Raw genomic sequence first — 26,084 nt, 5'->3', positions numbered from 1 at the left:
CCCGTCAATTCAAGCGGAGTTTGTTTTCAGCCAGGGCGTACATCGGCCGCCAGACTGCACGGTTGAAGGCCACCACAAAGATCGACATCACCACCACGCCCAAGGCGATTTTCGGGAAGTCGCCGGCGGCGGTGGTCTGTGCGATGTAGGCGCCCAGCCCGTGGGCGACCACGTTGTCCTGGCCCCAGGACACGTACTCGGAAACGATACTGGCGTTCCATGCGCCGCCCGAGGCGGTAATGGCGCCGGTGACGTAGTACGGGAAAATCCCCGGCAGCATCACCTTGCGCCACCACAGCCAGCCGCGAATGCGGAAGTTGGCGGCGGCTTCCTTGAAGTCATTGGGGAACGCGCTGGCCCCGGCGATCACGTTGAACAGGATGTACCACTGGGTGCCCAGCACGATCAGCGGGCTCAGCCAGATATCCGGGTTGAGCTGGTAGTGCAGGATCACGATGACGAACACCGGGAACAGCAGGTTGGCCGGGAACGCGGCGAGGAACTGCGCCAGCGGCTGGATTTTTTCCGCAAGGGCGGGGCGCAGGCCGATCATCACGCCCAACGGCACCCAGATGAGTGAGGCGATCAAAATCAGGCCGGTTACCCGCAGCAGCGTGATCAAGCCCAGCACGAACACATGGCCGACCTCGGCGAAGGTCACTTCGGTACCGACGTACTGCACGATGTGGTACAGCGCATAAGCGGCCAGCAGCGCTATGAGTGTGCCCCACACCCAATCGATCACTTTTGACGCCTTCGGTGTTTCGCTCGGCAATGCCTTGAACGCACCGCCTGGCAGGCTGAAGCGCTTGTTGCCGATACGGCTGATGGCGCGGGTGATCGGGCGCAGAATGCGCTGAACCACGCGCGTGCGCTGGATCAGGTTGAGTACCCAGGATTGCGGCGCGGCGCCCTGGGAGGCGGTAGTTTCCATGCGGAACTTGTCGGCCCAGGCTACCAGTGGGCGGAACAGGAACTGGTCGTAGATCAGGATTACCGCAATCATCGCCACAATCACGTAGCCCACGGCGTGCAGGTCTTTCTGGGCAATGGCCAGGGCCAGGTACGACCCAACGCCCGGCAGGGTAATGGTCTTGTCGCCGACGGTGATCGCTTCGGAGGCGACCACAAAAAACCAGCCGCCGGACATGCTCATCATCATGTTCCACACCAGCCCAGGCATGGCGAAGGGCACGTCGAGCTTCCAGAACTTCTGCCAGCCGGACAGCCGCAGGTTGGTCGACACTTCCACCAGGTCATGGGGCAGCATGCGCAGCGACTGGTAGAAGCTGAACGTCATGTTCCAGGCCTGGCTGGTGAAAATCGCAAAGATCGCCGCAAACTCGGCACCCAGCACGCGCCCGGGAAACAGCAGCAGGAAAAACGTCACGGTAAAAGAGATGTAACCGAGCACCGGCACCGATTGCAGGATGTCGAGCACCGGCACCAGCAGTTTCTCGGCGCGTCGGCTTTTGGCCGCCAGGGTGCCGTACAACAAGGTGAAAATCAGCGCCGCGACCATCGCCGCAAGCATGCGCAAGGTGGTGCGCATCGCGTATTCCGGCAGGTTGGCCGGGTCCAAGGAAATAACTTCACTTTGTAACGTGGCGATGGGCGCCCAGGTTTCACGGGCAGTGATAGAGAAAAACAGTAGAAAGCCAATTACCAACGGCAGGGCGACCAAGTCCCAGCGGTTGGGCAGCAAGCGCAACGTGGACGCCGGTAAATAGTGACGGAACACTTTGTTCATAGGCAGTCAGTCCTGCAGCGTTCAGGTTCAGGGGCGTGATGGGCGCGAGCTTAGCTGCTGCACGAATGCCCCACCGAGAGGGGCGGGCGCTGTTTTCGTGAGTCAGGGGCAACGAGGCGTTGCTGGCGGAATTGTACGTTTCTGAATGTTACAAGCACATAAATTTGCTGTCAGTTTGCTGTACGAACTGCGGCTAAGGCGGTGGTGCCCAGCCGCGCGCCCGTTAAGCAAACCCTGGGGCACAGCTGTTTTTGCCTCTGATACAAACAGCTACTCTCCTGTCCGAGAGCCACGGAACCCTCTTTCAGATAAATGCCAATCAGGTAACAGATGGCCTGCGCATGCAGGCCTTCCGGTAACCGGCAATTGCGAATTCAATACCTGAATCTGGGAAGGTACCAATGACTAACGTAAACACTCGGCCAGCACCCTACACGGTTGGCTATGAACCGCCTCAAAAACCGGCGCCGATCCGCTACGAAGACAGCGCCGAAGCCGCTGGGCAAGCCGGCGGCCAGCCCGATGCGGCACCTCCCCGTGCCCCAGTGACGCCCGAACAGCGCGGTCAGTTTTCGAGCCACAGCAAAATCGTCAACCAGCCGCCTCAGGGCGCTGACTCAAAGGACGAGATAGCTGAGCTGACTCAGAAAAATCAAAGTCTTATCGGCAAATACAACGCGTTGGGTAAAAAGTTTGGGGCGAAGATCGCTGAACTCAGTGAGAAAATACAACGCTTGACTCAGCAACTTACTACTTCGGGTAACGCGCCTGAACAGGCGCCCCATGCGCCTGATGCCAAGCCACAGAACCGTCGCGCCGATGGTCAGTCTGCACCGCCTGAAACTTCTTCGCCGCCGGATACCCAGGCCCAGGGTACTGAGGATGCTCAGAACACTCAGAACACTCAGAACACTCAGGGCACTCAGGGCACTCAGGGCACTCAGGGTACTGAGCAAAGCCAGCCTCCGGGGCTTGATATATTGGCTGCTCAAATCACCCAGATTGAAAGTGCGTTCAAACAATTACTCAGTCGATTCGATGCTGAGCTGAAAAAGCTGACGGATAGCTTGGATAAATTGACTCAACTACTCAGCAAGGGTGTTCCTCAAAACCCGACACCTCCTGCGCCGTCAGACACCTCGCAGACTGCTTCGTCCGACCGCGTGGCGCCTGAACCGACCGCCCCTGCGCAAAATGAAGTGTCAGCCCCAGCCAATGACTCAACAGCGCCAGCTGCTGGCACCGTTCAATACCTGAAGCAGGAAAACCAGAAGCTTGAGGCTCAAATTGAGAAGATGGAACAGTACTTTGAGCAGGCGATGTCGAAACTTGAAACGCAGTTCGACACGTTGACTCAGCAAGTCCGCGAGCAAAAACAATAACGCTCGATGCCGCTAGTGTGGGTTAACGCCCACACAAGCCCGCGTCAGCATCAATCGCTCACTCAAACCGCAGAATCACCCGGCGGTTATGCTTGCTCTTCTTCTCGATCTTCTCGCAGAACACCCGACCGATTTCTTCGGTGTTGATCACATGGGTGCCGCCGCACGGCTGGATATCGATGCCGGCAATTTCGATCACTCGAACTGAACCCTGGATTACCGGTGGCGCGACCGCTTGCGTGCGTGTGATCTGCAGCAGCGTCGAATACTCCGAGGCAGGCATCGAAAGGGTTTTCACCGTATGGGCCTGCTCGATCAATGCGTTAAGGTCGCGGGTGATGCTGTCTTTGTCGAGGGTCATTTCCGGCAGATCGAAATCCAGGCGGCCCTTGTCGGCGCTGATGCTGCAACCGGTCACGGGCGCATCGATGATCGAGCACAGCAAGTGCAGGCAGGTGTGCATTTTCATGTGCTGGTAGCGCCGTTCCCAGTCCAGGCCTGCATCCACTTGCACCCCTGCGGTCAACTGCTCAGGGCAATGTTCCACTTGATGCCAGATGATCGAGCGCAGCACCGGGTCGCGCACGGTGCCGATTACGTCGACCCGCGTGCCATCGGCCAGGGTGAGGTGCCCGGTGTCGCCCGGTTGCCCGCCGCCGGTGGGGTAGAACAACGTGTGCTCCAGGGCGATGCCGTGTTCGCTGACGGCAATCACCCGGGCGCTGAAGGCGTTCTGGTAGGGTGCGCTGTCGAACAGCGCCAGGGTTTCCATGGTGTGCACAGACATGTTCAACCTCCGACAATCAGTGGGCTGGCTTGCAACAGGTGACGCACCATTGCACTCAAGCCAGGGGGGGAAAGCAGGGTGATTTCAAATTCCGGCCCGCAGACTTTCAGGTTCAGCGGCAGACGTGGCAGCTGCTCGCCGATGTCGAGGCGGCGCAGGCGAAATTGCAGGTGATGGCGCTCTTTGACCGTGGGTTCAAGCATCAGCCCCTGCAGCGGGTGAAAGTCGGCGTCCAGCACCGTGACCTTGTGGCTGGCGCTGACTTCGCCGACCACGTGCAAGCGCTCATCCAGGGCGAAAGCGCCCAGATAATTACCGTGGTCTGATTCATCGTTTTTCTGCAACTGAACCTGGTTGACCACCTTGACCTTGGTGCCGGTCGGCACGTCCTGGGTGATCACACACGAGGGGCTGATAAATACGTTGTCGCCGATCAGCACATAGCCCAGCACGCGGGCGCCGGAGCCGACCTCGACATTGTTGCCCAAACGCGGGTGGCGTTTGCCATCCGGGTTGTTGGCAATGCCGCGTGCGCCCAGGGTGACGCCGCAGAGGATGTAGCAGTCGTTGCCGATCTCGCAGGTTTCGCCGATGACCGTGCCGTAGCCGTGATCCAACACGAAGCGTCGGCCGATTTTTGCCGCCGGATGAATCTCCGCGCCGGAGAGGATTTTGCCCTGGTTGCTGAGCTTGAGCGCGATGCGCGAAAACTCGCCGTTGGTCTGGTCGGGGAAATTCCACACCAGGTGTGCAAGGCGGTAAAACAGCACCGCCTTGAACGAGGCATAGGACTCCAGGATCAACTCGCCGCGCCCGCGTGATGCGGGGTCGCGATAGGCATAGGCGATCAGGTCTTCGGCCACTGCCTGGGCGGCGTTCTGGATCAGCGGCGCCAGGTGCGGTTCCAGCTGCTTCATCTGCGCAGGTGTCAGGGTCTTGATGAGGTGGGTGAGCAGCTCATCGTGCAGCTGTTGCATGTCGATAAAGCCTCCCATGGAGGCACCCCCGCATTCTGGATGGTTGGGAAACCGGTTATTCGAAACTGGGCAGGTAGCTGTCAGCATTGTCGTAGACCATGGTCAACACCACCGTTTCGGGCGGCAGTTCGGGGGCGAGCTGCGCGATGGCAACCATGTTGGCCGCAGAGGACAAACCCAGGCTGATGGCGTCGGTGCGCATGATGCGTTTCATCATGTCGATGCACGCCTGGCGCGACACCTTGAGCATGCCGTCGATTACGTCCACGTTGAGAATGCTTGGGATCAAGCCAATCGACAGGCCCTGGATATGGTGTGGCGCGTGCTGGTCTTTGAGCAGGTCGCACTCCTCGGGCTCCACGCCCATCACGCGCATGGCCGGCCAGGCAGCCTTGAGGATTTCGCCGATACCGGTGATGTGGCCGCCCGTGCCGATGCCGCTGACGAAGTAATCCACGCGCCGCTCACCGAAGGCGCGGAGGATCTCCGGCGCGGTGGTGTCGCGGTGGGTTTGCGGGTTGGCGCCGTTGCGCTGCTGGTTGAGCATCACGTAGCTGGGGTTTTCCAGCTGCAGTTCCATGCACTTTTCGCCGTGGGAGTTATTTCCCAGGCGGCTGTCCGACAGCACCACTTTGGCGCCGTACAGACGCAGCAGTTTTTGCTTTTCGGGGCTGTAGTTGTCGGGGATCACCAGCACCACTTTGTAGCCCAGTACATTACCGGCCATTACCAGGCCAATGCCGGTATTGCCGCCGCTGGGTTCGATGATGGTCTGGCCGGAATCACGCATCAGCACGCCCCGGCGCTCGGCATCGAGGATCATGCCCAGGGCGATGCGCGCCTTGTGGCTGCCCCCTGGGTTGAGTGATTCCAATTTGGCGTAGACCTCGATGCCGAGGTCTTCGGAAAACTGTGCCAGACGCACAATCGGCGTATGGCCGATGACGTCGAGAATTGAGTTATGCAACATCGGTCAGTCCCCGAATCAGTACAAAGGCATGTCGGGCTCGACGTCGCGCACCCAATGTTTCATGCCGCCCTGCAGGACTTTGGTATTGGCGAAACCGGCTGCCAGCAAGGTGCTGGCGGCTTGCTCGGCACGGGTCCCGGCGTAGCAGATCAGGTAATGGGTATTGTCGCGGCTGAGGCTGTCGAGCTGCCCATCCAGTTCGGCCAGCGGGATATGCACCACGCCCGGTAATTTGCACACCTCCAGCTCACTGGCATCGCGCACATCCAGCAATACGTCGGCGCTGCGGTGGTGTTCAAGCACTTGCTTGAGTACGCGCGGCTTGATGTAGCGTTCCTCGGCGAGGGAGGGTTGGCTTGGCACGGCGTCTGCGCAAACCGCTGGCGCTACGCTTTCGCTGTGGCGCAGTTCCGAGCAGCAGGGGCAGTCGGCACGGCGCTTGAAGCGAATTTCGCTGAATTTCATCGCCAGCGCATCGAAGCGCATCAACCGACCGGACAAGGGCTCGCCAATGCCGATCAGCAACTTGATGGCCTCGGTAGCTTGAATCATCCCGACCACCCCCGGCAGCACGCCGATCACGCCACCGGCGCTGCAGTTGGGCGCCAGTTCCGCAGGTGGGGCGCTGGGGAACAGGCAGCGGTAGCACGGCCCACCTTTATAGTTGAGCACGCTGATCTGCCCGTCGAAGCGGTAGATGGCGCCGTATACCAAGGGTTTGCCAAGCTGCACGCAGGCGTCGTTGACCAGGTAACGGGTGTCGAAATTGTCGGTGCCGTCGATCACCAGGTCATAGGCACCCACCAGCTCCAGGGCGTTGTCGGCGTTGAGCGCGGTGTTGTGCGCGTTGATCTGGATATGTCGGTTGAGGTCTTGCAGGCGTTGCTTGGCGGACTCGACCTTGGGCATGCCCAGTGTGCTGTTGCCGTGGACGACCTGGCGTTGCAGGTTGCTGCTTTCCACCACGTCAAAATCCACCAGGCCCAGGGTGCCGATGCCGGCCGCCGCCAGGTACAGGCTGATGGGCGAGCCCAGGCCGCCGGTGCCGATGATCAGCACCTTGGCTTTTTTCAGGTTCAACTGACCTTCGCGGCCAACGCCCGGCAGGGTGATGTGGCGCACATAGCGTTGTACTTCTTCGTTGCTTAAAGCCTCTACGTCCATGCCGCCGGAGGTGGCGAGCAGGACTTCGATTTTGGCCTTTTCCGGCAAAGGATCGTCGGCGCCGATCAGCTCTTGCTCGGCGGTGAACAGGAAGTGTTCCTTGAGCTGATTGTTCTTCTCGTGAAACAGATGTGCACGTAACTGCGAGTGCTTGATGCAGAGGTTTTCAATGACTTCGCGCAATGTCGATCCGGTGCCCTCAAGGGTCGATTCCGGCAGCTTGGCCACGCGAACCAGAATATCGGGGAAAGAGACAGCGTTCATGGACAACTCCGTGTGCAGGTCGTTGAAAGGTTGAAGAGCAAAATGCTTGCCGTCCCAGGCAAACAGCTTTGAGCCCAGGGCGTGGCCCTGGCGAACGTCCACCACCAGGTAGCTGACGGGGTAGATCGGCTCACCCAGGAACAGTGCCTTGTCCTGGTCTTCGTCACTGAAATAGGCGCCGACGTCCGGGTGAGAGTGGTAGATCACCACCACGGGGTTATCACTGCGAAACGCCTTGTTCATCAGCAGGGTGTCGGCCACGGAAAACGTGTAGCCATTGGCCGCGCTGCGCGGGTACATCTGGGGGTTCTTACGGTGCAACTCATTCTGGATATTGCTGCCCAGGTACACACTGCCGTCGGCGAAGACAAAACCACAGCATTCCTCGGGGTAGCTGCGGCTGGCGTGGGCGTAGATCTGTTCCAGGGCGGTGGGGCGGAGGACGTCCATGTTTCTCTCGCGTTGCTGTTGGATAGTCGGAAAGGTCAATTTTTCTTGGCCAGGAGTTTTTCGACCGGCAACTTGGTGATCGCAAAGCCGGCCAGCAGGATGGCCGAGTACAGCATCAGGTCACGGGAAATTTCCATGCCTTCGTACCAGGCGCCGATGATCACCGCGAACACCGGGAAGATGATGAACACGAACGACAGAATGATCGGGCTCAAGCGTTTGAGCAGCATGAAATACACGATAAAACCGCCCACCGATGCCACCAGCCCCAGGTAAAACAGCGCACTCCAGGAGCGCAGGGTGATGTTTTCGAAGGTCGGTGTTTCAAACCACAGGCCGGCCACGAACAGCATCAGCCCGGCAATGCCGATGGGCAGGGTGTTGTAGGTGATCACGCTGATGGCGCTGCCTTTTTGCTTGGTAATGACGTAGCACAAGGCATGCATGATCGCGGCGGTCAAAATCGCCAGTACCCCGAAGAACTCGGCGTGGTCCAGGTGCAGGCCCTGGCTTTTGATGATCATGTAGAGGCTGCCGAAACCGATGCCGATGCCGACCACCTGGGAAAAGTAGATGCGCTCGCGCAGAAACAGCGCGGAGAAGATCAGGATAAACACCGGCATGCAGCTGAACAGCAGCGCGGTGAGGCCCGAAGAGACATGCATCTCGCCATAGTTGAGCAGGTAATAGGGAACGCTGAAGTAGGACAGGGTCACGAATACGAAGAACCAGCGGCTTTCGCGCGGGAACAGGATCGGCTCGCGGCGCACCAGGGCAAAACACAGGAACAGCGGGAACGCGATCAGGAAGCGCAGGCCCGCAGAGGTCAGCGGTGGCACGCTTTCGACGGCGATCTTGATCCCCAGCCACGTGGTGCCCCAACTCAGGCACACGATAAGAAACATCACGCTGGTGACCAGGCCGGCCAACCACTGTTTCTGAGTTTTTGTTTTTGTTGTGTTTTCAAGAACGGCGGACATTGGCATCGTTTATTGCTTCCCTGAGCCGGAATTGAACTCTATATTGACTGTGTATTAAGTTGTTTCATCCGGTGATTGAACCCGTAAAAGCACACTATTAGGGCGAATGATGGCTGTCAAAACAAATATTGACATGGTGTCAATTATGCGTGAGGGGTTGTCCAGCGGTCAGGGCGTGAAGTACAAGCGCCTGTCCGATGTGATGGAGCGGGGCATCCTTGAAGGCCTGATTGAACCCGGACGAAAACTGCCGCCCCATCGGGTGCTTTCCGACAATCTGGGTGTGACCATCGGCACCATCAGCCGCGCCTACGGCGAGCTGGAACGCCTGGGGTTGGTCGTGGCGCGAGTGGGTGACGGCACTTTCGTGCGCAAGCGTGGGATGGAGCGCCAGCGTGATGAAGGCTTTCGCAACGTCAGCGAGGAGCCGCGCCATTATTTCGATATGAGCCGCAACATGCACATTCCTGGGCAGGAAACAGTGTTTTTGGCTCAGAGCTTCCAAACCTTGTCGACCAACGCCAAGTTCCTCCAGGACATCAGCGCCTACACCCCGGATGCCGGTTTGCCACGCTACCGTGAAGCCGGTGCGCAGTGGCTGGTGCAGCGTGATTTTCACCCGATTCCCGAGCAGGTTATCTGCGTGAATGGCGGCCAGCATGGCCTGCTCTGCGCGATGATGGCGCTGTTGCGGGCGGGCGATACAGTGGTCACCGAACAACTTACCTATCCTGGGCTGATCACGGCTGCGCGCATGCTCGGCGTGCGGCTGATCGGCCTGGAGATGGATGAAGAGGGCGTGCTGCCGGGCGCGCTGGATGAAGTCTGTCGTAATCACCGGGTTTCAGCGTTGTACTGCACACCCACCATCCAGAACCCGACGACGGCGGTGTTATCGGTTGCGCGCCGGGAAGCCTTGGTCAAGGTGTGCCGTGAGCACAACCTGCTGATTCTTGAAGACGAAGCCCACGGCGTACTGGTAGAAGACCGGCCACCGCCCCTCAGCCATTTCGCGCCTGAGCGTACGATTTTGATCAGCAGCTTGAGCAAGGCAGTGTCCGCCGGCTTGCGGGTGGGTTATGTGCATGCGCCACCGGCGTTGGTCAGCCGTATTTCGGCGGCCTTGCGCTCGACCTGCTGGATGGCCACGCCGGTGACCCTGGATTTGGCGACCCAGTGGATCGAAAACGGCACGGCGGAATACCTGCTACGCCAGCAGATCAACGAGATCAGCCGCCGCAAAGACTTGGTGCGCGACCTGCTGGCCGGCCTTGAATACCGCACCCACCTCAACAGCCCACACTTTTGGATTGAAGTGCCGGAGCCGTGGCGCGCGTCGGAAATAGAGGCAGAGCTCAAGCAGAATAATTACCTGATTGCCACCGCCGAGGCGTTTGCCGTAGGGCAAACGGCGGTGCCGCAGTTTATTCGGGCGAGCATTTGTAATACCTCGGGGGATGATCAATTGTTGCGTGAAGGGTTTGATGCGCTGGCGACCGCGTTGGGGCAGGGCGGCGGCAGGTTTCATCTGTAGGCGCGGTCTCTTGTGGCGAGGGAGCTTGCTCCCGCTGGGCTGCGCAGCAGCCCCATAGCCATTGACCGAGTAATGTCAGTTAAATACTCGCCAGCTTATTTACGACTGCTTCGCAGCCGAGCGGGAGCAAGCTCCCTCGCCACAGAGGCGCTTCGGTTGCGATAGTTTGAAGTTACTTGAAGCGCCGCTCCACGCCTTTCTCCACCAAAATCTTCGCCGAAATCTCTTCCACCGAAAAATGCGTGGAATTGATGTGCGCAATATTCTCGCGACGGAACAGGTTTTCCACTTCGCGCACTTCAAACTCGCACTGCGCATAGCTGGAATAACGGCTGTTGGGCTTGCGCTCGTTACGAATCGCCGTGAGGCGGTCCGGGTCGATGGTCAGGCCGAACAGCTTGTGCTGGTGCGCGCGCAGGGCGGCCGGCAGCGTCAGGTGCTCCATGTCGTCTTCGGTCAGCGGGTAGTTGGCCGCGCGGATGCCGAATTGCATGGCCATATACAGGCACGTCGGCGTCTTGCCGCAGCGGGATACGCCCACCAGGATCAAATCGGCCTTGTCGTAGTAGTGAGTGCGGGCGCCGTCATCGTTGTCGAGGGCGAAGTTCACCGCCTCGATACGCTCCATATAGTTGGAGTTGTGCCCAATGGAATGGGACTTTCCTACGGAATAAGAGGAATGTTCACTCAACTCCTGTTCCAGTGGCGCCAGGAACGTGGAGAAAATGTCGATCATGAAACCATTGGAGGTTGCGAGGATCTCACGGATGTCTTGATTGACGATGGTGTCGAAAATGATCGGCCGAAAACCGTCTTTTTCAGCCGCCAGATTGATTTGTTGTACCATGGCCCGCGCTTTATCCACGCTGTCGATATAGGGCCGCGTGAATTTGGCGAAGGTAATGTTTTCGAACTGCGCGAGCAGGCTCTGACCCAATGTTTCGGCTGTTATGCCGGTGCCGTCGGAGATAAAGAAAGCAGATCGTTTCATTTGAGCCCTGGGCCTTAAGCTGATGGCGAATCTTGGATATGATAGGCGCGATTTTGCCGTCCCGCAGTGGGCCGCATTCTCACTTATTTTCCAGGTCCAGGCCACAAGCGCTGGCGTTTGCTCCTACTGAGCCGCCGGCGTCCTGAGCTTTTCCAACACAGAAAGTGGAGAGATCACCTTGGTAGAGTACGTAGTTTCCCTCGATAAGCTCGGCGTCCATGATGTAGAGCATGTGGGGGGCAAGAACGCATCCCTCGGCGAGATGATCAGTAATCTTGCAGGCGCTGGTGTCTCGGTGCCCGGTGGTTTCGCCACCACGGCCCAGGCCTACCGCGATTTCCTCGAATTGAGCGGCCTTAATGCTCAGATCCACGCCGCGCTGGACGCCCTGGACGTCGATGACGTCAACGCTTTGGCCAAAACCGGTGCCCAGATCCGTAAATGGATCATGGAAGCCGAGTTCCCCGAGAAGCTCAACGAAGAAATCCGTACCGCCTTCGCCACCCTGTCGGCCGGTAACCCGGACATGGCCGTCGCCGTGCGCTCCTCGGCCACCGCCGAAGACTTGCCCGACGCCTCCTTTGCCGGCCAGCAAGAAACCTTCCTGAATATCCGCGGCGTTGAAAACGTGATCCGCGCGGCCAAGGAAGTATTCGCCTCGCTGTTTAACGACCGCGCTATTTCCTACCGTGTGCACCAGGGTTTCGACCACAAACTGGTGGCCCTGTCTGCCGGCGTACAGCGCATGGTGCGTTCGGAAACCGGCACTGCCGGCGTGATGTTCACCCTCGACACCGAATCCGGTTTCCGTGACGTGGTGTTTATCACCGGCGCCTACGGCCTGGGCGAAACCGTCGTACAAGGCGCGGTCAACCCGGACGAATTCTACGTCCACAAGCACACCCTTGAGGCCGGTCGCCCGGCCATCCTGCGCCGCAACCTGGGCAGCAAGGCGATCAAGATGATCTACGGCGACGAGGCCAAGGCCGGTCGCTCAGTCAAAACCGTTGATGTCGACAAGGCCGAACGCGCACGTTTCTGCCTGAGCGACGCTGAAGTCAGCGAATTGGCCAAACAAGCGATGATCATCGAAAAGCACTACAAGTGCCCGATGGACATCGAGTGGGCCAAGGACGGTGACGACGGCAAGCTGTACATCGTGCAGGCGCGCCCTGAAACGGTAAAAAGCCGCACCTCGGCCAATGTCATGGAACGTTACCTGTTGAAAGAAACCGGCACCGTGCTGGTAGAAGGCCGTGCCATCGGCCAGCGCATCGGCGCCGGCAAAGTGCGGATCATCAAGGATGTGTCCGAAATGGACAAAGTCCAGCCCGGCGACGTGCTGGTCTCCGATATGACCGACCCGGACTGGGAACCGGTGATGAAGCGCGCCAGTGCCATCGTCACCAACCGTGGCGGGCGTACCTGCCACGCGGCGATCATCGCGCGTGAGCTGGGGATTCCAGCGGTTGTCGGTTGCGGCAACGCCACCCAACTGTTGAAAGACGGCCAGGGTGTGACCGTTTCCTGCGCCGAAGGCGACACCGGTTTTATCTTCGAAGGCGAGCTGGGCTTCGACATCAAGCAAAACTCCATCGACGCCATGCCCGACCTGCCGTTCAAGATCATGATGAACGTCGGCAACCCGGACCGTGCCTTCGATTTCGCACAGCTGCCGAACGCCGGTGTGGGCCTGGCCCGCCTGGAGTTCATCATCAATCGCATGATTGGCGTGCACCCCAAGGCCCTGCTGAACTACGACGGCCTGCCGCCGGACATCAAGGAAAGCGTCGACAAGCGCATCGCCGGCTACAACGACCCGGTGGGTTTCTACGTCGAGAAGCTGGTGGAAGGCATCAGCACCCTGGCGGCGGCGTTCTACCCGAAAAAGGTCATCGTGCGCCTGTCGGACTTCAAGTCCAACGAATACGCCAACCTGATCGGCGGCAAGCTCTACGAACCCGAAGAAGAAAACCCGATGCTGGGCTTCCGTGGCGCCTCGCGTTACATCAGCGAAGCCTTCCGCGACTGCTTCGAGCTTGAGTGCCGTGCGCTTAAGCGCGTGCGTAATGAGATGGGCCTGACCAACGTTGAGATCATGGTGCCGTTTGTCCGTACCTTGGGCGAAGCGAGCCAGGTGGTCGACCTGCTGGCGGAAAACGGCCTGAGCCGTGGTGAAAACGGCCTGCGCGTGATCATGATGTGCGAACTGCCGTCCAACGCCATTCTGGCCGAGGAATTCCTGGAATTTTTCGACGGTTTCTCCATCGGCTCCAACGACCTGACCCAGCTGACCCTGGGCCTGGACCGTGACTCGGGGATCATCGCGCACCTGTTCGATGAGCGTAACCCTGCGGTCAAGAAGCTGCTGGCCAACGCCATCCAGGCCTGTAACAAGGCCGGCAAGTACATCGGCATCTGCGGCCAAGGCCCTTCCGACCACCCGGACCTGGCCAAATGGCTGATGGAACAGGGCATCGAGAGCGTCTCGTTGAACCCCGACTCCGTGCTGGAAACCTGGTTCTTCCTGGCGGAAGGCCAAGCGCCCGCCTAAGGTCGATACGTCAAAAGTGCCGGTCACTCGCCAGGGTGACCGGCATTCTTATCTGTGCTGGGCGGGAATCCTTGCGGACGCCGCCCTTTTTTGTGCAAGAGCATTATGCAAAGCAGCAGCAACCTGTTTCCCGTCGCCCTGATCAGCGCTGAACGTCGTGGCGACCTGAGTGAAGATGTGTACCGCCTCAAACCCGGCAACAGCCCAGACGGCACCGTCGAGTTGGCCGTGACCCGTTTGGGCCTCGCCGATGTCCCGGAAAACCGGGGCACGCCGGTTATTTTGTTGCACGGTAGTTTTTCCAATCGGCGCTTCTGGTACTCGCCCAAAGGCATTGGCCTGGGGGCTTACCTGGCGCGCCAGGGGTTTGATGTGTGGATCCCGGAAATGCGCGGGCATGGCTTGTCCAAGCGCAATCACGACTATGCCCGGAACCGCGTCGCCGACTATGCGCGTTACGATTTACCGGCCATTGGCGCGTTTGTGCGTGAGCAAAGTGCGCAAATTCCGCACTGGGTCGGGCACTCCCTGGGCGGCACCGCGCTGGCGGCGGCCCTCGGCGGTCAACACCTGGGCGCGCCGGCGGTGGCCTCAGTGGCACTGTTTGGCTGTCAGGTGAGTCGCACCCACTGGCCATTGAAAATTCCACCGGTGGAGTGGACCGCCCGTTTGCTCCTGAAGCGCTTTGGCGAGGTCTCGGGCGCGCGGCTCAAGCGCGGTCCGGAGGACGAGCCGGCGGGCGTGATGATCGAAGCCATGCGCTGGAACGGCCTGTTCGGTCGTTTTGGCGATGGCAAGCAGGATTGGTGGAAAGGCCTGGCCGACGTCGACGTGCCGCTGCTGTCGGTGAGTGCGGCGGGCGACCGGCAGGACCCGGATTGGGCGTGCCGCAAGCTGTTCGAGCAGGTCGGTTCTGAGCACCGCCAATACCTGTGCCTGGGGCGCCAGCAGGGCTTTAGCGATGATTTCGGGCATGTCGAGATGCTGGTCAGCAAAGCCGCCCAGGCTGAGGTGTGGCCGATGGTGGCGCGATGGTTGAAAGATCCGCTGACACCTTTGGCCGGGGCACACGCCCAGGTACTCGCAGCGGTTTGAGCAAGCGCTCTGCCAAGGGCGTTTCACTTGGGAGTGGTTGCGGCTAAGATATGACGCGTTAAACGCATCTGGTCATATTCAGTCGCGCAGTGGCTATTGCGTTGCGACGAAGTGAGTCTGATCATGGCCGCCGCCAACGGGTAAACCCTTAAAGAATGCCTGTTGCGCCACGTTTTTCTGATGTACACCGTGGGATGTTCGACCTCTTCTTTAACGACAGGAGTTTCTCGATGAACCATTACGTGACGCCCGACCTGTGCGACGCCTACCCCGACCTGGTGCAGGTGGTTGAGCCGATGTTCAGTAATTTCGGTGGCCGAGACTCCTTTGGCGGCGAAATCGTCACCATCAAATGCTTCGAAGACAACTCCTTGGTCAAGGAACAGGCCGACCAGCCAGGCGCCGGCAAGGTGTTGGTAGTTGACGGCGGTGGTTCCCTGCGTCGCGCTTTGCTGGGCGACATGATCGCTGAGAAAGCCGCCAAAAATGGTTGGGAAGGGCTGGTGATCTACGGCTGCATCCGTGATGTCGATGTCATCGCCCAGACTGATCTGGGGGTACAGGCGTTGGCCTCTCACCCGATGAAAACCGACAAGCGCGGTATTGGCGACCTGAATGTGGTGGTGACCTTCGCCGGCGTGACCTTCCGCCCGGGCGAATACATCTATGCGGACAATAATGGCGTGATCGTCTCGCCAAGCCCGCTGAAAATGCCTGAATAAACCGCAGTAGCCGATAGGGGTGAGGATGTTCGAGGAAGAAAACGCGCAATGGGGGCTGGTGCATGCCCTGGTGCTGGACGGTAAAGGCGGTGCGCGTTCGATTGCCCGGACAGAGCTCGACGACTTACAGCTGCAGCCTCAGGAAAGCCTGTGGCTGCATTGGGATCGCAGCCATCCGCAGACCCAGACCTGGCTGCGTAAATCCAGCGGCTTGAGCGAATTCGCCTGCGACTTGCTGCTGGAGGAAAACACCCGCCCGCGCCTGTTGCCGCTGCCCGACGCCCAATTGCTGCTGTTCCTGCGTGGGGTCAACCTTAACCCGGGTGCCGAGCCGGAAGACATGGTTTCGGTGCGCATTTTCGCTGCGGCCAGTCGAGTGATTTCCCTGCGCCTGCGCCCGCTGCGCGCGACCGATGAGTTGCTGGTGCAGCTGGCAGACGGCAAGGGGCCAAAAAACGCGTCCGAGCTCATCCTTTATATGGCGCAGTACCTGACCAATAAAGTGCAGGATCTGGTCACCGACCTGTCCGAAATCGTCGATGTTGAAGAAGAAAAAATTGATACCGACGAACGGTATACTCCGGAGCATGGCAGTGTTTTGCAGATCCGTCGGCGAGCGGCAGGGCTCAAGCGTTTCCTGGCCCCACAGCGGGATATTTTTGCCCAGCTGACACGCATCAAATTGCCATGGTTCTGTGACGACGATGCCGACTACTGGAATGAATTACACAACAGCCTGACGCGTTACCTGGAAGAGCTCGAATTGGCCAGGGAGCGCGTGGGGCTTGTGCTGGAGGCCGAAGACCGGCGCTTGAGCGTGCGTATGAATCGCACCATGTACCGCTTCGGGATCATCACCGGGATCTTCCTGCCGATGAGTTTTCTCACCGGTTTGCTGGGTATAAATGTGGGGGGTATTCCGTTCTCTGGCAGCCCTTACGGATTCGCGATTGCGTGCCTGATGATGGTGACCGTCGCACTGGGGCAGTGGTGGCTATTTCGACGATTGCGCTGGGTTTGACCTGAATATGAGCTGAACGTACGAAGGGGCTCATGTGACCCCGGGAATTTAACCCTCGTCTTTTAAAACACTTGCGAGAGGTCTTTATGCACGATCCGTTCGAACAGTCTTTGCGTGACATGCTCAATGCGTCGCCGTCCAACCGTGACGACGATGCTTGCCTTGGCCGCGTGTTGAAAACCGCCAACCGTCAGGTAGGGGCGGGTGACCTGTTCGGTCTGCTCGGTCGTTGGCTGCCGGCGTTGATGATGGCCCTGAACAATGGTTCGGCCCACGTATCGCCGGTGTCCCGTCGTAAACCTCTTGCTCGCACTGCTGATAAGGCTGATTGAATATGGAACTTGATCTCTGGACCCAGAGCCTGGTCACTGCGATGACCGCATTGTGGACCAAGGTGGCGAATTTCATTCCCAACCTGTTTGGTGCCCTGGTCCTGGTATTGCTCGGCTTTGTCGTGGCAAAGTTGCTCGACACCTTGCTGTCCAAATTACTCGCTAAACTCGGCCTGGACCGCTTGATGGCAGGCACCGGCCTGACCAAGCTGTTGGGGCGCGCCGGGCTGCAAGTGCCGATCTCTACCCTGATCGGGAAGATCGTCTACTGGTTCGTTTTGCTTATTTTTCTGGTTTCTGCGGCTCAATCCCTTGGACTTGAGCGAGTTTCAGCTACGCTCGACATGCTGGCGCTGTATTTGCCGAAGGTTTTCGGCGGCGCGCTGGTGTTGCTGGTAGGCGTTTTACTCGCGCAATTGGCCAATGGGCTGGTGCGCGGGGCCGCTGAAGGCGTGGGGTTGGATTATGCTGCGGGCCTGGGGCGCATCGCCCAAGGCCTGGTGATTATCATCAGTATTTCGGTCGCGATCAGCCAGTTGGAGGTCAAAACTGACCTGCTCAACCACGTGATTGTGATTGTTTTGATTACCGTTGGTCTGGCCGTTGCGCTGGCCATGGGCTTGGGAAGTCGCGAAATTGCTGGGCAGATTCTTGCGGGAATCTATGTGCGTGAGTTGTATCAGGTTGGGCAACAGGTGCGTGTGGGCGAGGTCGAAGGGCAAATCGAGGAGATCGGTACTGTGAAAACAACGGTGCTGACCGATGACGGTGACCTGGTGTCGCTGTCCAACCGGATTCTCCTGGAGCAGCAGGTCAGTAGCCGCTAACCCGGCAAACCCTGCTAATGTACGCCGCCGCAAACCCGGGTGACCGGGCTGTAGCGGACATTGACCTGACTGTCGGCACGACTTGTTTTGAATAAAGCCCAAACGCTGTCCACGCGCTATGACCCCCGTGAGCTCTCTGATGAGGAGTTGGTCGCGCGCGCGCACACGGAGCTGTTTCACGTAACACGCGCGTACGAAGAATTGATGCGCAGATATCAACGCACTCTGTTCAACGTTTGTTCAAGGTATTTAGGGAACGATAGAGATGCGGATGATGTCTGTCAGGAAGTGATGCTCAAGGTGTTGTATGGCCTGAAGAACTTCGAGGGCAAATCGAAGTTCAAGACATGGCTCTACAGCATCACGTACAACGAGTGCATCACGCAGTATCGTAAGGAACGGCGAAAGCGTCGCTTGATGGACGCTTTGAGTCTGGACCCCCTTGAGGAAGCGTCTGAAGAAAAGGCGCCGACACCCGAGGAGAAGGGCGGACTCGATCGCTGGTTGGTGCATGTGAATCCGATTGACCGAGAAATTCTGGTGCTTCGATTTGTCGCAGAGCTGGAGTTTCAGGAAATTGCTGACATCATGCACATGGGTTTGAGTGCTACAAAAATGCGTTACAAACGCGCTCTTGATAAATTACGTGAGAAATTTGCGTGCGAGACTGAAACTTAGTGCGTGGCAAATATCTCTTACGTGTAGGCAAGTTCTGTTAGACTTGTCGCCGAGTTGTCCCCCGGTTTGTGGGACTGCTTTACAATCACCAGATGGGGATTTAACGGATGAAACTGAAAAACACCTTGGGCTTGGCCATTGGTACTCTTATTGCCGCTACTTCTTTCGGCGCACTGGCACAAGGCCAAGGCGCAGTTGAAGGCCAGCTGTTCTACAAAAAGCAGTTCAACGATAGCGTCAAGCACATCGAAGACGGCTACAACCCTGGCGCCAGCATCGGTTACTTCATTACCGACGACGTGTCGGTTAACCTGAACTACGACACCACCAACCACACCCGTTCGAACGACGGTACTGGTAGCCAGAAGATCAAAGGTGACACTGGCAGCGTGACTGCTCAGTACCACTTCGGTCAGGCCGGTGTTGACTCCCTGCGTCCATACGTAGAAGGTGGTTTCGGTCACCAGAGCCGTACCAACGTTGAAGCTGACGGCCACAAAGGTCGCGACCAGTCCACCCTGGCTATCGCTGGCGCTGGTGTGAAGTACTACTTCACCAACAACCTGTTCGCACGTGCCGGTGTTGAGTCTGACTACAACCTGGACAACGGCAAGTGGGATTACTCCGCACTGGTCGGCCTGGGCGTAAACTTCGGCGGTAACGCTGGCGCAGTAGCTCCAGCTCCTACCCCAGCACCAGCTCCAGAGCCAACTCCAGAGCCAGAAGCTCCAGTTGCTCAGGTTGTTCGTGTTGAGCTGGACGTTAAGTTCGACTTCGACAAGTCGGTTGTTAAGCCTAACAGCTACGGCGACGTGAAAAACCTGGCCGACTTCATGGCTCAGTACCCAGCTACCAACGTAGAAGTTGCTGGTCACACTGACTCCATCGGTCCAGACGCCTACAACCAGAAGCTGTCCCAGCGTCGTGCTGACGCTGTTAAGCAAGTCCTGGTTAAAGACGGCGTAGCGCCTAGCCGCGTTACCGCGGTAGGTTACGGCGAATCCCGCCCAGTTGCTGATAACGCAACTGAAGCTGGTCGCGCTGTAAACCGTCGTGTAGAAGCGTCGGTTGAAGCTCAAGCTCAGTAATTACTGAGTGGTAGAAAAAAGCCCGGCTTAGGCCGGGCTTTTTTTCGCCTGACGTTTGCCTCAGGCGCGGGCTGACACCGCAATGAAGGCTGCCCGGTCAGTGGCGGCAACACTGCCGATTACCAGAATCGCCGGGCTCTTTAAGGCAAAGGCCTGCGCATCCGCATGCATTTGCGCCAGATGACTGCGGCATTCCCGCTGTTGCGGCAGCGACGCATTTTCGATCATTGCTACCGGCATATCCTCAGCCATTCCACCCTCCAGCAATTGCTGACGAATCTCCTCAAGTTTCGCCACCCCCATATACACCACCAACGTCGTCCCGCCCTCGGCCAGTGCGCGCCAGTTCAGGCGGCTGTCGTCCTGGGTATGTGCCGTGACCAGCGTTACGCCTCGGCTTACACCGCGCAAGGTCAGCGGAATGTCGCAATTCGTTGCCCCCGCCAGGCCCGCCGTGATCCCATTGACCAACTCTACCACCACCCCGCGTTCGCGCAGCCACATCGCTTCTTCGCCGCCTCGGCCGAAAATGCACGGGTCGCCGCCCTTAAGCCGCACCACGCACTTGCCTTGGCGTGCATAACGCAGCATCAAGCGGTGGATAAAATCCTGAGGCGTCGAACGGCAACCGCCGCGCTTGCCGACGGTGACCACTCGCGCGTCAGCGCAGTGTTCCAGCACGGCCGGGTTGACCAGATCATCGATCAGCACCACATCGGCTTCGTGCAGGGCCCGCACCGCCTTGAGGGTCAACAGCTCCGGATCACCAGGGCCTGCGCCCACCAGCCAGACTTTTGCGCTCATGTTCTTACCTCACACACCGATTGCGATTGGCTGCGGACTGGCGGCCAAAAGACGTTTGATTTCTGGTACACACGAGCCGCATTGCGTGCCGCAGCCGAGTTCCTGTTTGAGCCCATCCAAGTTCAGGCCGCGAGCAATAGCGGTGCACACCGCGTTTTCGCTGACGTTCTTGCAGTTGCACAGGACCTTGCCGCTGGCTGCCGCACCGCCCGGTGGTGCACTGAGCGGCGCCAACAGCCAGCGGCGCAGTTGATCATCGGTACGGCCTTGCAGCCACAAGCTTTGCAGCCAATGCCGGGCCAGGGTTTCGCCAGCCAGGCGCAGCGCGGTAATACGGCCTTTTTCGATTTTCACCCGCTTGCCGATCGAGCGGCGCGGGTCGTCATACGCCATGACAGGGCCGTCGTTGAGGCCCAGCAGTTCGTCGATGCGGGTCAATAGTTGCAGGTCGGGCGCCTCGGTATGTGCCGCACGCACCAGCAGCGCCGGACGTTCGCGCCCTGCCAGGCTGAGGCTGACGTAGGCAAAGCCCTCGCACAGCGGGCGTAGTGCCTCAAAGTGTTGCTGCACATTGCCCTCAATCAGCGCGAACAACTGCCACGGCAGTTGCACCGCTTCCAGGCGCACGCCGCTGTGCTTGAGTTCCGGCTGTTTCGACAAAGGGTCGAACGCCGGTTGGGTCAACGCATTAACGCCCCCCTTGAGAAAACGGTCCCCCCAATGCATCGGCAGGAACGCCTGGCCTGGTCGCACACTGTCATCGCTGGTGACGGCGACGATCACGCTGGCGCGACGGCTCTTCAGGTTGACCAGATCACCTTCTTTTAAACGATGACGGCGCAGTTCATCCGGGTGCAGGCTCAGCAAGGCCTCGCTGACATGGCCGAACAACTGCGCTGCAGTGCCAGTGCGGCTCATGCCGTGCCATTGATCACGCAAGCGTCCGGTAATCAGGGTCAGCGGGAAGCGCGCGTCGCGCTGCTCCTTGGCGGCGCGGTAAGGGTCGGCGACAAAGTGCGCCCGGCCGCTGTCAGTCGGGAATACGCCGTTGCTGTACAGACGCGGCGTTCCCATTTGCGCGCCCACGGGAAACGGCCACTGCTGCGGCCCGATCTGGTCGAGCAACGCATGGCTGATACCCGACAGGTCAAGGTCGCGGTAGCGGGTCAGTACCTTGTATTCATCAAAAATCTGCGCCGGTTGCTCAAAGGCAAACAGGCTGGCCAATCCCGGCCGCAAGCGACGCTCCAGTCGCTGTGCGAAATCCACGGTAATCGCCCAATCCGGCCGTGCTTCTCCCGGTGGGGCAATCGCGCGGCGCACGTGGGAAATACGCCTTTCTGAGTTGGTCACCGTGCCTTCCTTTTCGCCCCAACTGGCGGCGGGCAGCAGCAGGTCGGCATAGGCGGCAGTCTCGGTTGTAAGAAAAGCCTCCTGCAAGACCACGAAAGGGCAAGCCGCTAACGCCGCACGCACGCTGTTCTGGTCCGGCAGCGATTGCGCGGGGTTGGTGCAAGCGATCCACAGTGCCTTGATCTTGCCGGCCTGGGCCTGCTCGAACAGTTCGATAGCCGTCAACCCGGCAGGCGCCGGCAGCGATTCAACGCCCCAGTAGGCGGCGACTTCTGCACGATGTTCAGGGTTGGCGGCTTCACGATGGCCCGGCAGCAAGTTCGACAAGCTGCCGGTCTCGCGCCCGCCCATGGCGTTCGGCTGCCCGGTCAGGGAAAACGGCCCACAGCCTGGGCGGCCAATGGTGCCAGTAGCCAAGTGCAAGTTGATCAGCGCACTGTTTTTTGCACTGCCGGCGGTGGATTGGTTGAGGCCCATGCACCACAGCGACAGAAAGCTGCTGGAGGTGCCGACCCACTGCGCGCACAGGCCCAGTTGCTCGACGCTGATCCCGCACAGCTGCGTCACCATTTGCGGCGTGTAGTCATGCACCAGCCGCTTCAGTTCGACCAACCCATCGGTATGCGCCTGGATAAACTCGCGGTCGATCCAGTCTTCCCACAGCAACAGATGCAAAATCCCATGAAACAGGGCCACATCCGTCCCCGGCAGAATCGCCAGGTGCAGGTCAGCCAAATCGCAGGTGTCGGTGCGCCGTGGGTCGATCACCAGCACTTTCATGTGCGGGCGCCGGGCTTTTGCTTCCTCCAGGCGTCGGAACAATATCGGGTGGGCGTAGGCCATGTTGCTGCCGACGATCATCACGCAGTCGCTGGATTCCAAATCTTCATAGCTGCACGGCGGCGCGTCGGCGCCCAGGCTGCGCTTGTAGCCCACCACCGCCGAAGACATGCACAGCCGCGAGTTGCTATCGATGTTATTGGTGCCCACCAACGCCCGGGCCAGTTTGTTGAAGCTGTAGTAGTCCTCGGTCAGCAACTGCCCGGAGATGTAGAACGCCACGCTGTCCGGCCCGTGCTCGGCGATAGTGTCGGCGAATACATTGGCCGCGTGTTCCAGGGCGGTTTCCCAATCGGTGCGCGCGCGTGCCAGGCCTTTGCCCAGGCGCAGTTGCGGGTACAACGCACGGGCGCTCAAGTCGCCGGTCAGGTGCAGGCTTGCGCCCTTGCTGCACAATTTTCCGAAGTTCGCCGGGTGGCTTGGGTCGCCTTGCACGCCAAGGATCTGTGCGCCGTCATGCTCGATCAGCACGCCGCAACCTACCCCGCAATAACAGCAGGTGGACGCGGTGGTCTGGCGGTTCATCAACCCGCGTCCCGCAGGGCCAGCATGACCCGGCCGTTTTCCACGCGGGCGGGGTGATGGTGGGCGCAGCCGATGTCCGGCGCCTGCGCTTCACCGGAGGCCAGATCAATCTGCCAATTGTGCAGCGGGCAGGCTACGCGCTTGCCGTAGATCAAGCCTTGGGACAACGGGCCACCTTTGTGAGGGCAGCGGTCGTCGAGGGCGAATACTTCGTCGTCACTGGTACGAAAAATCGCGATGTCACCTTTTGGCCCATCGATGATGCGCGAGCCCAGGGCATTGATTTCATCAAGGGCGCAGATATCCAGCCAGTTCATAGCGACACCTCCAGCTGTTTGACGGGGATGACTTCGAATTCCTTTTTCAGCAGCGGCTGCTCCAGGCGCTCTTTCCACGGGTCCTGCTCGAACGACAGCGAGAATTGCAGCCGCTCATTGAGTGCCTGGCGCCGAGCCGGGTCTTCCAAAACGGCTTTTTTGATGTGTTCCATGCCCACCCGTTGCAGGTAGTGCACGGTGCGCTCGAGGTAGAAGGCTTCTTCGCGGTACAGCTGTAGGAAAGCGCCGTTGTATTCACGCACTTCTTCGGCGGTTTTGAGTTTGACGAAGAACTCCGCGACTTCAGTCTTGATCCCGCCGTTGCCGCCGATATACATCTCCCAGCCGGAATCGACGCCGATAATTCCCACGTCCTTGATGCCCGCTTCCGAGCAATTGCGTGGGCAGCCGGACACCGCCAGCTTGACCTTGTGCGGCGACCACATATTGAACAGGTCATGCTCCAGTTCGATGCCCAACTGCGTCGAGTTCTGCGTGCCGAAGCGGCAGAACTCGCTGCCGACGCAGGTCTTTACGGTACGGATGGATTTGCCATAGGCGTGGCCGGACGGCATGTCGAGGTCTTTCCAGACACCCGGCAAGTCCTGCTTCTTGATGCCGAGCAGGTCGATGCGCTGGCCGCCGGTGACCTTGACCATCGGCACGTTGTACTTGTCGGCCACGTCGGCGATGCGCCGCAGCTCAGACGGGTTGGTCACACCGCCCCACATCCGGGGGACTACGGAGTAGGTGCCGTCTTTTTGGATATTCGCGTGGGCGCGTTCGTTGATCAGGCGCGATTGCGGGTCGTCCTTGGCTTCGCCCGGCCAGGTGGAAATCAGGTAATAGTTGAGGGCCGGGCGGCAGGTGGCGCAGCCGTTGGGTGTACGCCAGTTCAGGTAGCTCATGGTGCCGGCGATGGTCAGCAGATGCTGGTCGCGGATGGCCTGGCGGATCTGCCCATGGTTGAGATCGCTGCAACCGCAGATAGCCTTTTCGCTCTTCGGTTTGACGTCGGCGGCACCGCCCACGGTGTTGATCAGGATCTGCTCCACCAGCCCGGCGCAGGAACCGCAGGAGCTGGCAGCCTTGGTGTGCTTTTTTACCTCGTCGACACTGAACAGCCCGTGTTGCTGGATCGCCTTGACGATGGTGCCTTTGCACACGCCGTTACAGCCGCAGACTTCGGCGTTGTCGGCCATGCTCATGGCGTTGTCCTGGCCTTGATGGCCTACGTCGCCTAAAGCATGCTCCATTAAAGAAGAGCCGCCGAACATCAGGTGATCGCGGATCTCACCAATCGCGTGCTTCTCACGGATCTGACGGAAATACCAACCGCCGTCAGCGGTGTCGCCGTACAAGCAGGCGCCGACCAGGATGTCGTCCTTGATCACCAGTTTTTTGTACACGCCGCCAATCGGGTCGGAGAGGGTGATGGTCTCGGTGCCTTCGCCGCCCATGAAGTCACCGGCGGAGAACAGGTCGATACCGGTCACCTTCAACTTGGTCGAGGTCACCGAGCCTTTGTAAGTGGCAAAACCCAGCTGCGCCAGGTGGTTGGCGCAGACCTTGGCCTGTTCGAACAGCGGCGCGACCAGGCCATACGCGATGCCACGATGGTTGGCACACTCGCCGATGGCATAGATGCGCGGGTCGTAGGTTTGCAGAGTGTCGTTGACCAGAATCCCACGGTTGCAGGGGATGCCGGATTTCTCCGCGAGTTCGGTGTTAGGGCGGATGCCGGCGGCCATCACCACCAAGTCGGCGGGGATGATGTCGCCGTTCTTAAATTGCACCGAACCGACGCGGCCATTGCCGGCATCGTGCAGGGCCTGGGTCTGTTCGCACAGACGAAACACCAAGCCACGGCTTTCCAGCTCGGTTTGCAGCAACTGGCCGCTGGTCTTGTCCAGTTGCCGCTCCAGCAGCCATTCGCCGATATGTACCACGGTCACGTGCATGCCGCGCAGCATCAGCCCGTTGGCGGCTTCCAGGCCGAGCAGGCCGCCGCCGATGACCACGGCGTGCTTGTGGGTCTTGGCGGTGTCGATCATCGCCTGGGTGTCGGCGATGTCGCGGTAGCCGATCACGCCCTGCAAGGTGTTGCCGGGGATCGGCAGGATAAACGGGGTCGAACCGGTGGCAATCAGCAGGCGGTCGTAGGCGGCTTCGGTGCCGTCTTCGGCAATTACAATGCGTTTGACGCGGTCGATCTGCACCACTTTGCGGTTGAGCAACAGCTTGATGTGGTTTTCCAGATACCAACTCAGATCGTTGAGCACGATCTCTTCGAAGGTCTGCTCACCGGCCAGCACCGGCGACAGCAGGATGCGGTTGTAGTTGGTGTGTGGCTCGGCGCCGAACACGGTGATGTCGTAAAGGTCGCTGCTCAGCTTGAGCAATTCTTCAAGGGTGCGAACCCCGGCCATGCCGTTGCCGATCATCACCAATTTGAGTTTTTTCATGTCGTTCTCCGCAAAGGCTCGACCAATCACGCGCAAACAAAAAAAGGCGTCCCCGCTAGTTACCTAGCGAGGACGCCTTTGTCCTGGTCCCGTTCTCTCGGGAAGCTCGCCCCTTCGACGTTGAAGGGGCGGCTATATGTGGGGTGTTGATAAACCTAATGCAGTGGTTGTGCCAAGTCGCCGGGCCTCAGGTTTTAAGGGGTTGGCCACCCAA

21 protein-coding genes are annotated in these 26,084 nt (G+C 59.4%); 10 read left to right on the top strand and 11 right to left on the bottom strand.

Translation table 11 applies throughout. The features are described 5' to 3' along the window. Positions 1-4 precede the first annotated feature (4 nt). On the bottom strand, positions 5-1,750 hold the full coding sequence (locus tag ACA065_RS22910) for an ABC transporter permease (protein ID WP_497691635.1): 1,746 nt from the start codon (positions 1,748-1,750) through the stop codon (positions 5-7). Positions 1,751-2,151: 401 nt separating this feature from the next. Here ACA065_RS22910 and ACA065_RS22905 point away from each other — a divergent pair, with 401 nt between their 5' ends. Continuing rightward, positions 2,152-3,132 carry a hypothetical protein gene (locus ACA065_RS22905; protein WP_497691634.1) on the top strand — a complete coding sequence of 327 codons (981 nt, stop codon included), beginning with the start codon at positions 2,152-2,154 and terminating at the stop codon, positions 3,130-3,132. A gap of 58 nt (positions 3,133-3,190) precedes the next feature. Here the strand turns inward: ACA065_RS22905 and ACA065_RS22900 are convergent, their stop codons facing one another. Genes ACA065_RS22900 through ACA065_RS22880 form a run of 5 tightly spaced genes read right to left on the bottom strand, consistent with a single transcriptional unit; the run spans position 3,191 to position 8,673 of the window. Further along, entirely contained in the window at positions 3,191-3,919 is a 729-nt protein-coding gene (locus ACA065_RS22900; RefSeq protein ID WP_497691633.1) for an alanyl-tRNA editing protein, read from the bottom strand. Between the two features lie 2 nt (positions 3,920-3,921). Then, positions 3,922-4,914, bottom strand: a complete 993-nt coding sequence (locus tag ACA065_RS22895) for a serine O-acetyltransferase (protein ID WP_497691632.1) — start codon at positions 4,912-4,914, stop codon at positions 3,922-3,924. A gap of 37 nt (positions 4,915-4,951) precedes the next feature. Then, positions 4,952-5,866 carry a PLP-dependent cysteine synthase family protein gene (locus ACA065_RS22890; RefSeq protein WP_497691631.1) on the bottom strand — a complete coding sequence of 305 codons (915 nt, stop codon included), beginning with the start codon at positions 5,864-5,866 and terminating at the stop codon, positions 4,952-4,954. A gap of 15 nt (positions 5,867-5,881) precedes the next feature. Further along, positions 5,882-7,744 carry a molybdopterin-synthase adenylyltransferase MoeB gene (moeB, locus tag ACA065_RS22885; RefSeq protein WP_497691630.1) on the bottom strand — a complete coding sequence of 621 codons (1,863 nt, stop codon included), beginning with the start codon at positions 7,742-7,744 and terminating at the stop codon, positions 5,882-5,884. Positions 7,745-7,779: 35 nt separating this feature from the next. Continuing rightward, complete coding sequence (locus tag ACA065_RS22880; protein WP_497691629.1) at positions 7,780-8,673, bottom strand: DMT family transporter; 894 nt, start codon at positions 8,671-8,673, stop codon at positions 7,780-7,782. Between the two features lie 160 nt (positions 8,674-8,833). Here ACA065_RS22880 and ACA065_RS22875 point away from each other — a divergent pair, with 160 nt between their 5' ends. After that, complete coding sequence (locus tag ACA065_RS22875; RefSeq protein ID WP_497691628.1) at positions 8,834-10,258, top strand: aminotransferase-like domain-containing protein; 1,425 nt, start codon at positions 8,834-8,836, stop codon at positions 10,256-10,258. A 172-nt stretch (positions 10,259-10,430) separates the two neighbouring features. On the opposite strand, the gene ppsR is transcribed toward ACA065_RS22875, so the two are convergent. Then, positions 10,431-11,249 carry a posphoenolpyruvate synthetase regulatory kinase/phosphorylase PpsR gene (gene ppsR, locus ACA065_RS22870; RefSeq protein ID WP_058412273.1) on the bottom strand — a complete coding sequence of 273 codons (819 nt, stop codon included), beginning with the start codon at positions 11,247-11,249 and terminating at the stop codon, positions 10,431-10,433. A 178-nt stretch (positions 11,250-11,427) separates the two neighbouring features. Between ppsR and ppsA the strand changes: the two genes are divergently transcribed. The 8 genes from ppsA to ACA065_RS22830 all read left to right on the top strand — a co-directional run bounded on the left by ppsA (position 11,428) and on the right by ACA065_RS22830 (position 19,566). Further along, positions 11,428-13,803, top strand: a complete 2,376-nt coding sequence (ppsA, locus tag ACA065_RS22865) for a phosphoenolpyruvate synthase (protein WP_497691627.1) — start codon at positions 11,428-11,430, stop codon at positions 13,801-13,803. Between the two features lie 105 nt (positions 13,804-13,908). Further along, on the top strand, positions 13,909-14,898 hold the full coding sequence (locus tag ACA065_RS22860) for an alpha/beta fold hydrolase (RefSeq protein WP_497691626.1): 990 nt from the start codon (positions 13,909-13,911) through the stop codon (positions 14,896-14,898). 230 nt (positions 14,899-15,128) lie between these two features. Beyond that, positions 15,129-15,620 (top strand): ribonuclease E activity regulator RraA, encoded by a 492-nt coding sequence (rraA, locus tag ACA065_RS22855; protein WP_032887592.1) that lies wholly within the window; start codon positions 15,129-15,131, stop codon positions 15,618-15,620. 25 nt (positions 15,621-15,645) lie between these two features. After that, positions 15,646-16,641, top strand: coding sequence for a divalent cation transporter CmaX (gene cmaX / locus ACA065_RS22850; RefSeq protein WP_497691625.1), 996 nt, complete (start codon positions 15,646-15,648; stop codon positions 16,639-16,641). Between the two features lie 86 nt (positions 16,642-16,727). Continuing rightward, the gene (locus ACA065_RS22845) at positions 16,728-16,973 is read left to right on the top strand and encodes a hypothetical protein (RefSeq protein WP_005790375.1); all 246 of its coding nucleotides are present in this window, start codon (positions 16,728-16,730) and stop codon (positions 16,971-16,973) included. Positions 16,974-16,975: 2 nt separating this feature from the next. After that, entirely contained in the window at positions 16,976-17,800 is an 825-nt protein-coding gene (locus ACA065_RS22840; protein WP_003175519.1) for a mechanosensitive ion channel family protein, read from the top strand. Positions 17,801-17,887: 87 nt separating this feature from the next. Next, complete coding sequence (gene sigX, locus ACA065_RS22835; RefSeq protein ID WP_497691624.1) at positions 17,888-18,478, top strand: RNA polymerase sigma factor SigX; 591 nt, start codon at positions 17,888-17,890, stop codon at positions 18,476-18,478. A gap of 107 nt (positions 18,479-18,585) precedes the next feature. Beyond that, positions 18,586-19,566, top strand: a complete 981-nt coding sequence (locus ACA065_RS22830; protein WP_497691623.1) for an OmpA family protein — start codon at positions 18,586-18,588, stop codon at positions 19,564-19,566. A 60-nt stretch (positions 19,567-19,626) separates the two neighbouring features. Here the strand turns inward: ACA065_RS22830 and cobA are convergent, their stop codons facing one another. From cobA to nirB, 4 genes are read right to left on the bottom strand one after another with little or no spacing between them, the layout of a single operon-like run. After that, on the bottom strand, positions 19,627-20,370 hold the full coding sequence (cobA, locus tag ACA065_RS22825) for a uroporphyrinogen-III C-methyltransferase (protein ID WP_497691622.1): 744 nt from the start codon (positions 20,368-20,370) through the stop codon (positions 19,627-19,629). A 9-nt stretch (positions 20,371-20,379) separates the two neighbouring features. Next, positions 20,380-23,088, bottom strand: a complete 2,709-nt coding sequence (locus tag ACA065_RS22820; protein ID WP_497691621.1) for a nitrate reductase — start codon at positions 23,086-23,088, stop codon at positions 20,380-20,382. Beyond that, on the bottom strand, positions 23,088-23,405 hold the full coding sequence (gene nirD / locus ACA065_RS22815; protein WP_497691620.1) for a nitrite reductase small subunit NirD: 318 nt from the start codon (positions 23,403-23,405) through the stop codon (positions 23,088-23,090). The genes ACA065_RS22820 and nirD overlap by 1 nt, the downstream gene beginning before the upstream one ends. Then, positions 23,402-25,870: a nitrite reductase large subunit NirB gene (nirB, locus tag ACA065_RS22810; protein WP_497691619.1), complete on the bottom strand. Its 2,469-nt coding sequence runs from the start codon at positions 25,868-25,870 to the stop codon at positions 23,402-23,404. The genes nirD and nirB overlap by 4 nt, the downstream gene beginning before the upstream one ends. Positions 25,871-26,084 lie beyond the last annotated feature (214 nt).

The organism is Pseudomonas sp. LBUM1640 (genome assembly GCF_059716225.1).
This window is presented reverse-complemented; position numbering and strand designations above follow the sequence as displayed.

Bases quoted from the DNA above. Each gene is read 5' to 3' on its own strand.
- cmaX (WP_497691625.1), top strand. From the start codon at position 15,646: ATGTTCGAGGAAGAAAACGCGCAATGGGGGCTGGTGCATGCCCTGGTG.
- ACA065_RS22895 (WP_497691632.1), bottom strand. From the start codon at position 4,914: ATGGGAGGCTTTATCGACATGCAACAGCTGCACGATGAGCTGCTCACC.
- ACA065_RS22905 (WP_497691634.1), top strand. From the start codon at position 2,152: ATGACTAACGTAAACACTCGGCCAGCACCCTACACGGTTGGCTATGAA.
- ACA065_RS22830 (WP_497691623.1), top strand. From the start codon at position 18,586: ATGAAACTGAAAAACACCTTGGGCTTGGCCATTGGTACTCTTATTGCC.
- ACA065_RS22875 (WP_497691628.1), top strand. From the start codon at position 8,834: ATGGCTGTCAAAACAAATATTGACATGGTGTCAATTATGCGTGAGGGG.
- cobA (WP_497691622.1), bottom strand. From the start codon at position 20,370: ATGAGCGCAAAAGTCTGGCTGGTGGGCGCAGGCCCTGGTGATCCGGAG.
- ppsR (WP_058412273.1), bottom strand. From the start codon at position 11,249: ATGAAACGATCTGCTTTCTTTATCTCCGACGGCACCGGCATAACAGCC.
- ACA065_RS22845 (WP_005790375.1), top strand. From the start codon at position 16,728: ATGCACGATCCGTTCGAACAGTCTTTGCGTGACATGCTCAATGCGTCG.
- ACA065_RS22890 (WP_497691631.1), bottom strand. From the start codon at position 5,866: ATGTTGCATAACTCAATTCTCGACGTCATCGGCCATACGCCGATTGTG.
- ACA065_RS22820 (WP_497691621.1), bottom strand. From the start codon at position 23,088: ATGAACCGCCAGACCACCGCGTCCACCTGCTGTTATTGCGGGGTAGGT.
- moeB (WP_497691630.1), bottom strand. From the start codon at position 7,744: ATGGACGTCCTCCGCCCCACCGCCCTGGAACAGATCTACGCCCACGCC.
- ACA065_RS22910 (WP_497691635.1), bottom strand. From the start codon at position 1,750: ATGAACAAAGTGTTCCGTCACTATTTACCGGCGTCCACGTTGCGCTTG.
- rraA (WP_032887592.1), top strand. From the start codon at position 15,129: ATGAACCATTACGTGACGCCCGACCTGTGCGACGCCTACCCCGACCTG.
- ACA065_RS22860 (WP_497691626.1), top strand. From the start codon at position 13,909: ATGCAAAGCAGCAGCAACCTGTTTCCCGTCGCCCTGATCAGCGCTGAA.
- nirB (WP_497691619.1), bottom strand. From the start codon at position 25,870: ATGAAAAAACTCAAATTGGTGATGATCGGCAACGGCATGGCCGGGGTT.
- nirD (WP_497691620.1), bottom strand. From the start codon at position 23,405: ATGAACTGGCTGGATATCTGCGCCCTTGATGAAATCAATGCCCTGGGC.
- ACA065_RS22900 (WP_497691633.1), bottom strand. From the start codon at position 3,919: ATGTCTGTGCACACCATGGAAACCCTGGCGCTGTTCGACAGCGCACCC.
- ACA065_RS22840 (WP_003175519.1), top strand. From the start codon at position 16,976: ATGGAACTTGATCTCTGGACCCAGAGCCTGGTCACTGCGATGACCGCA.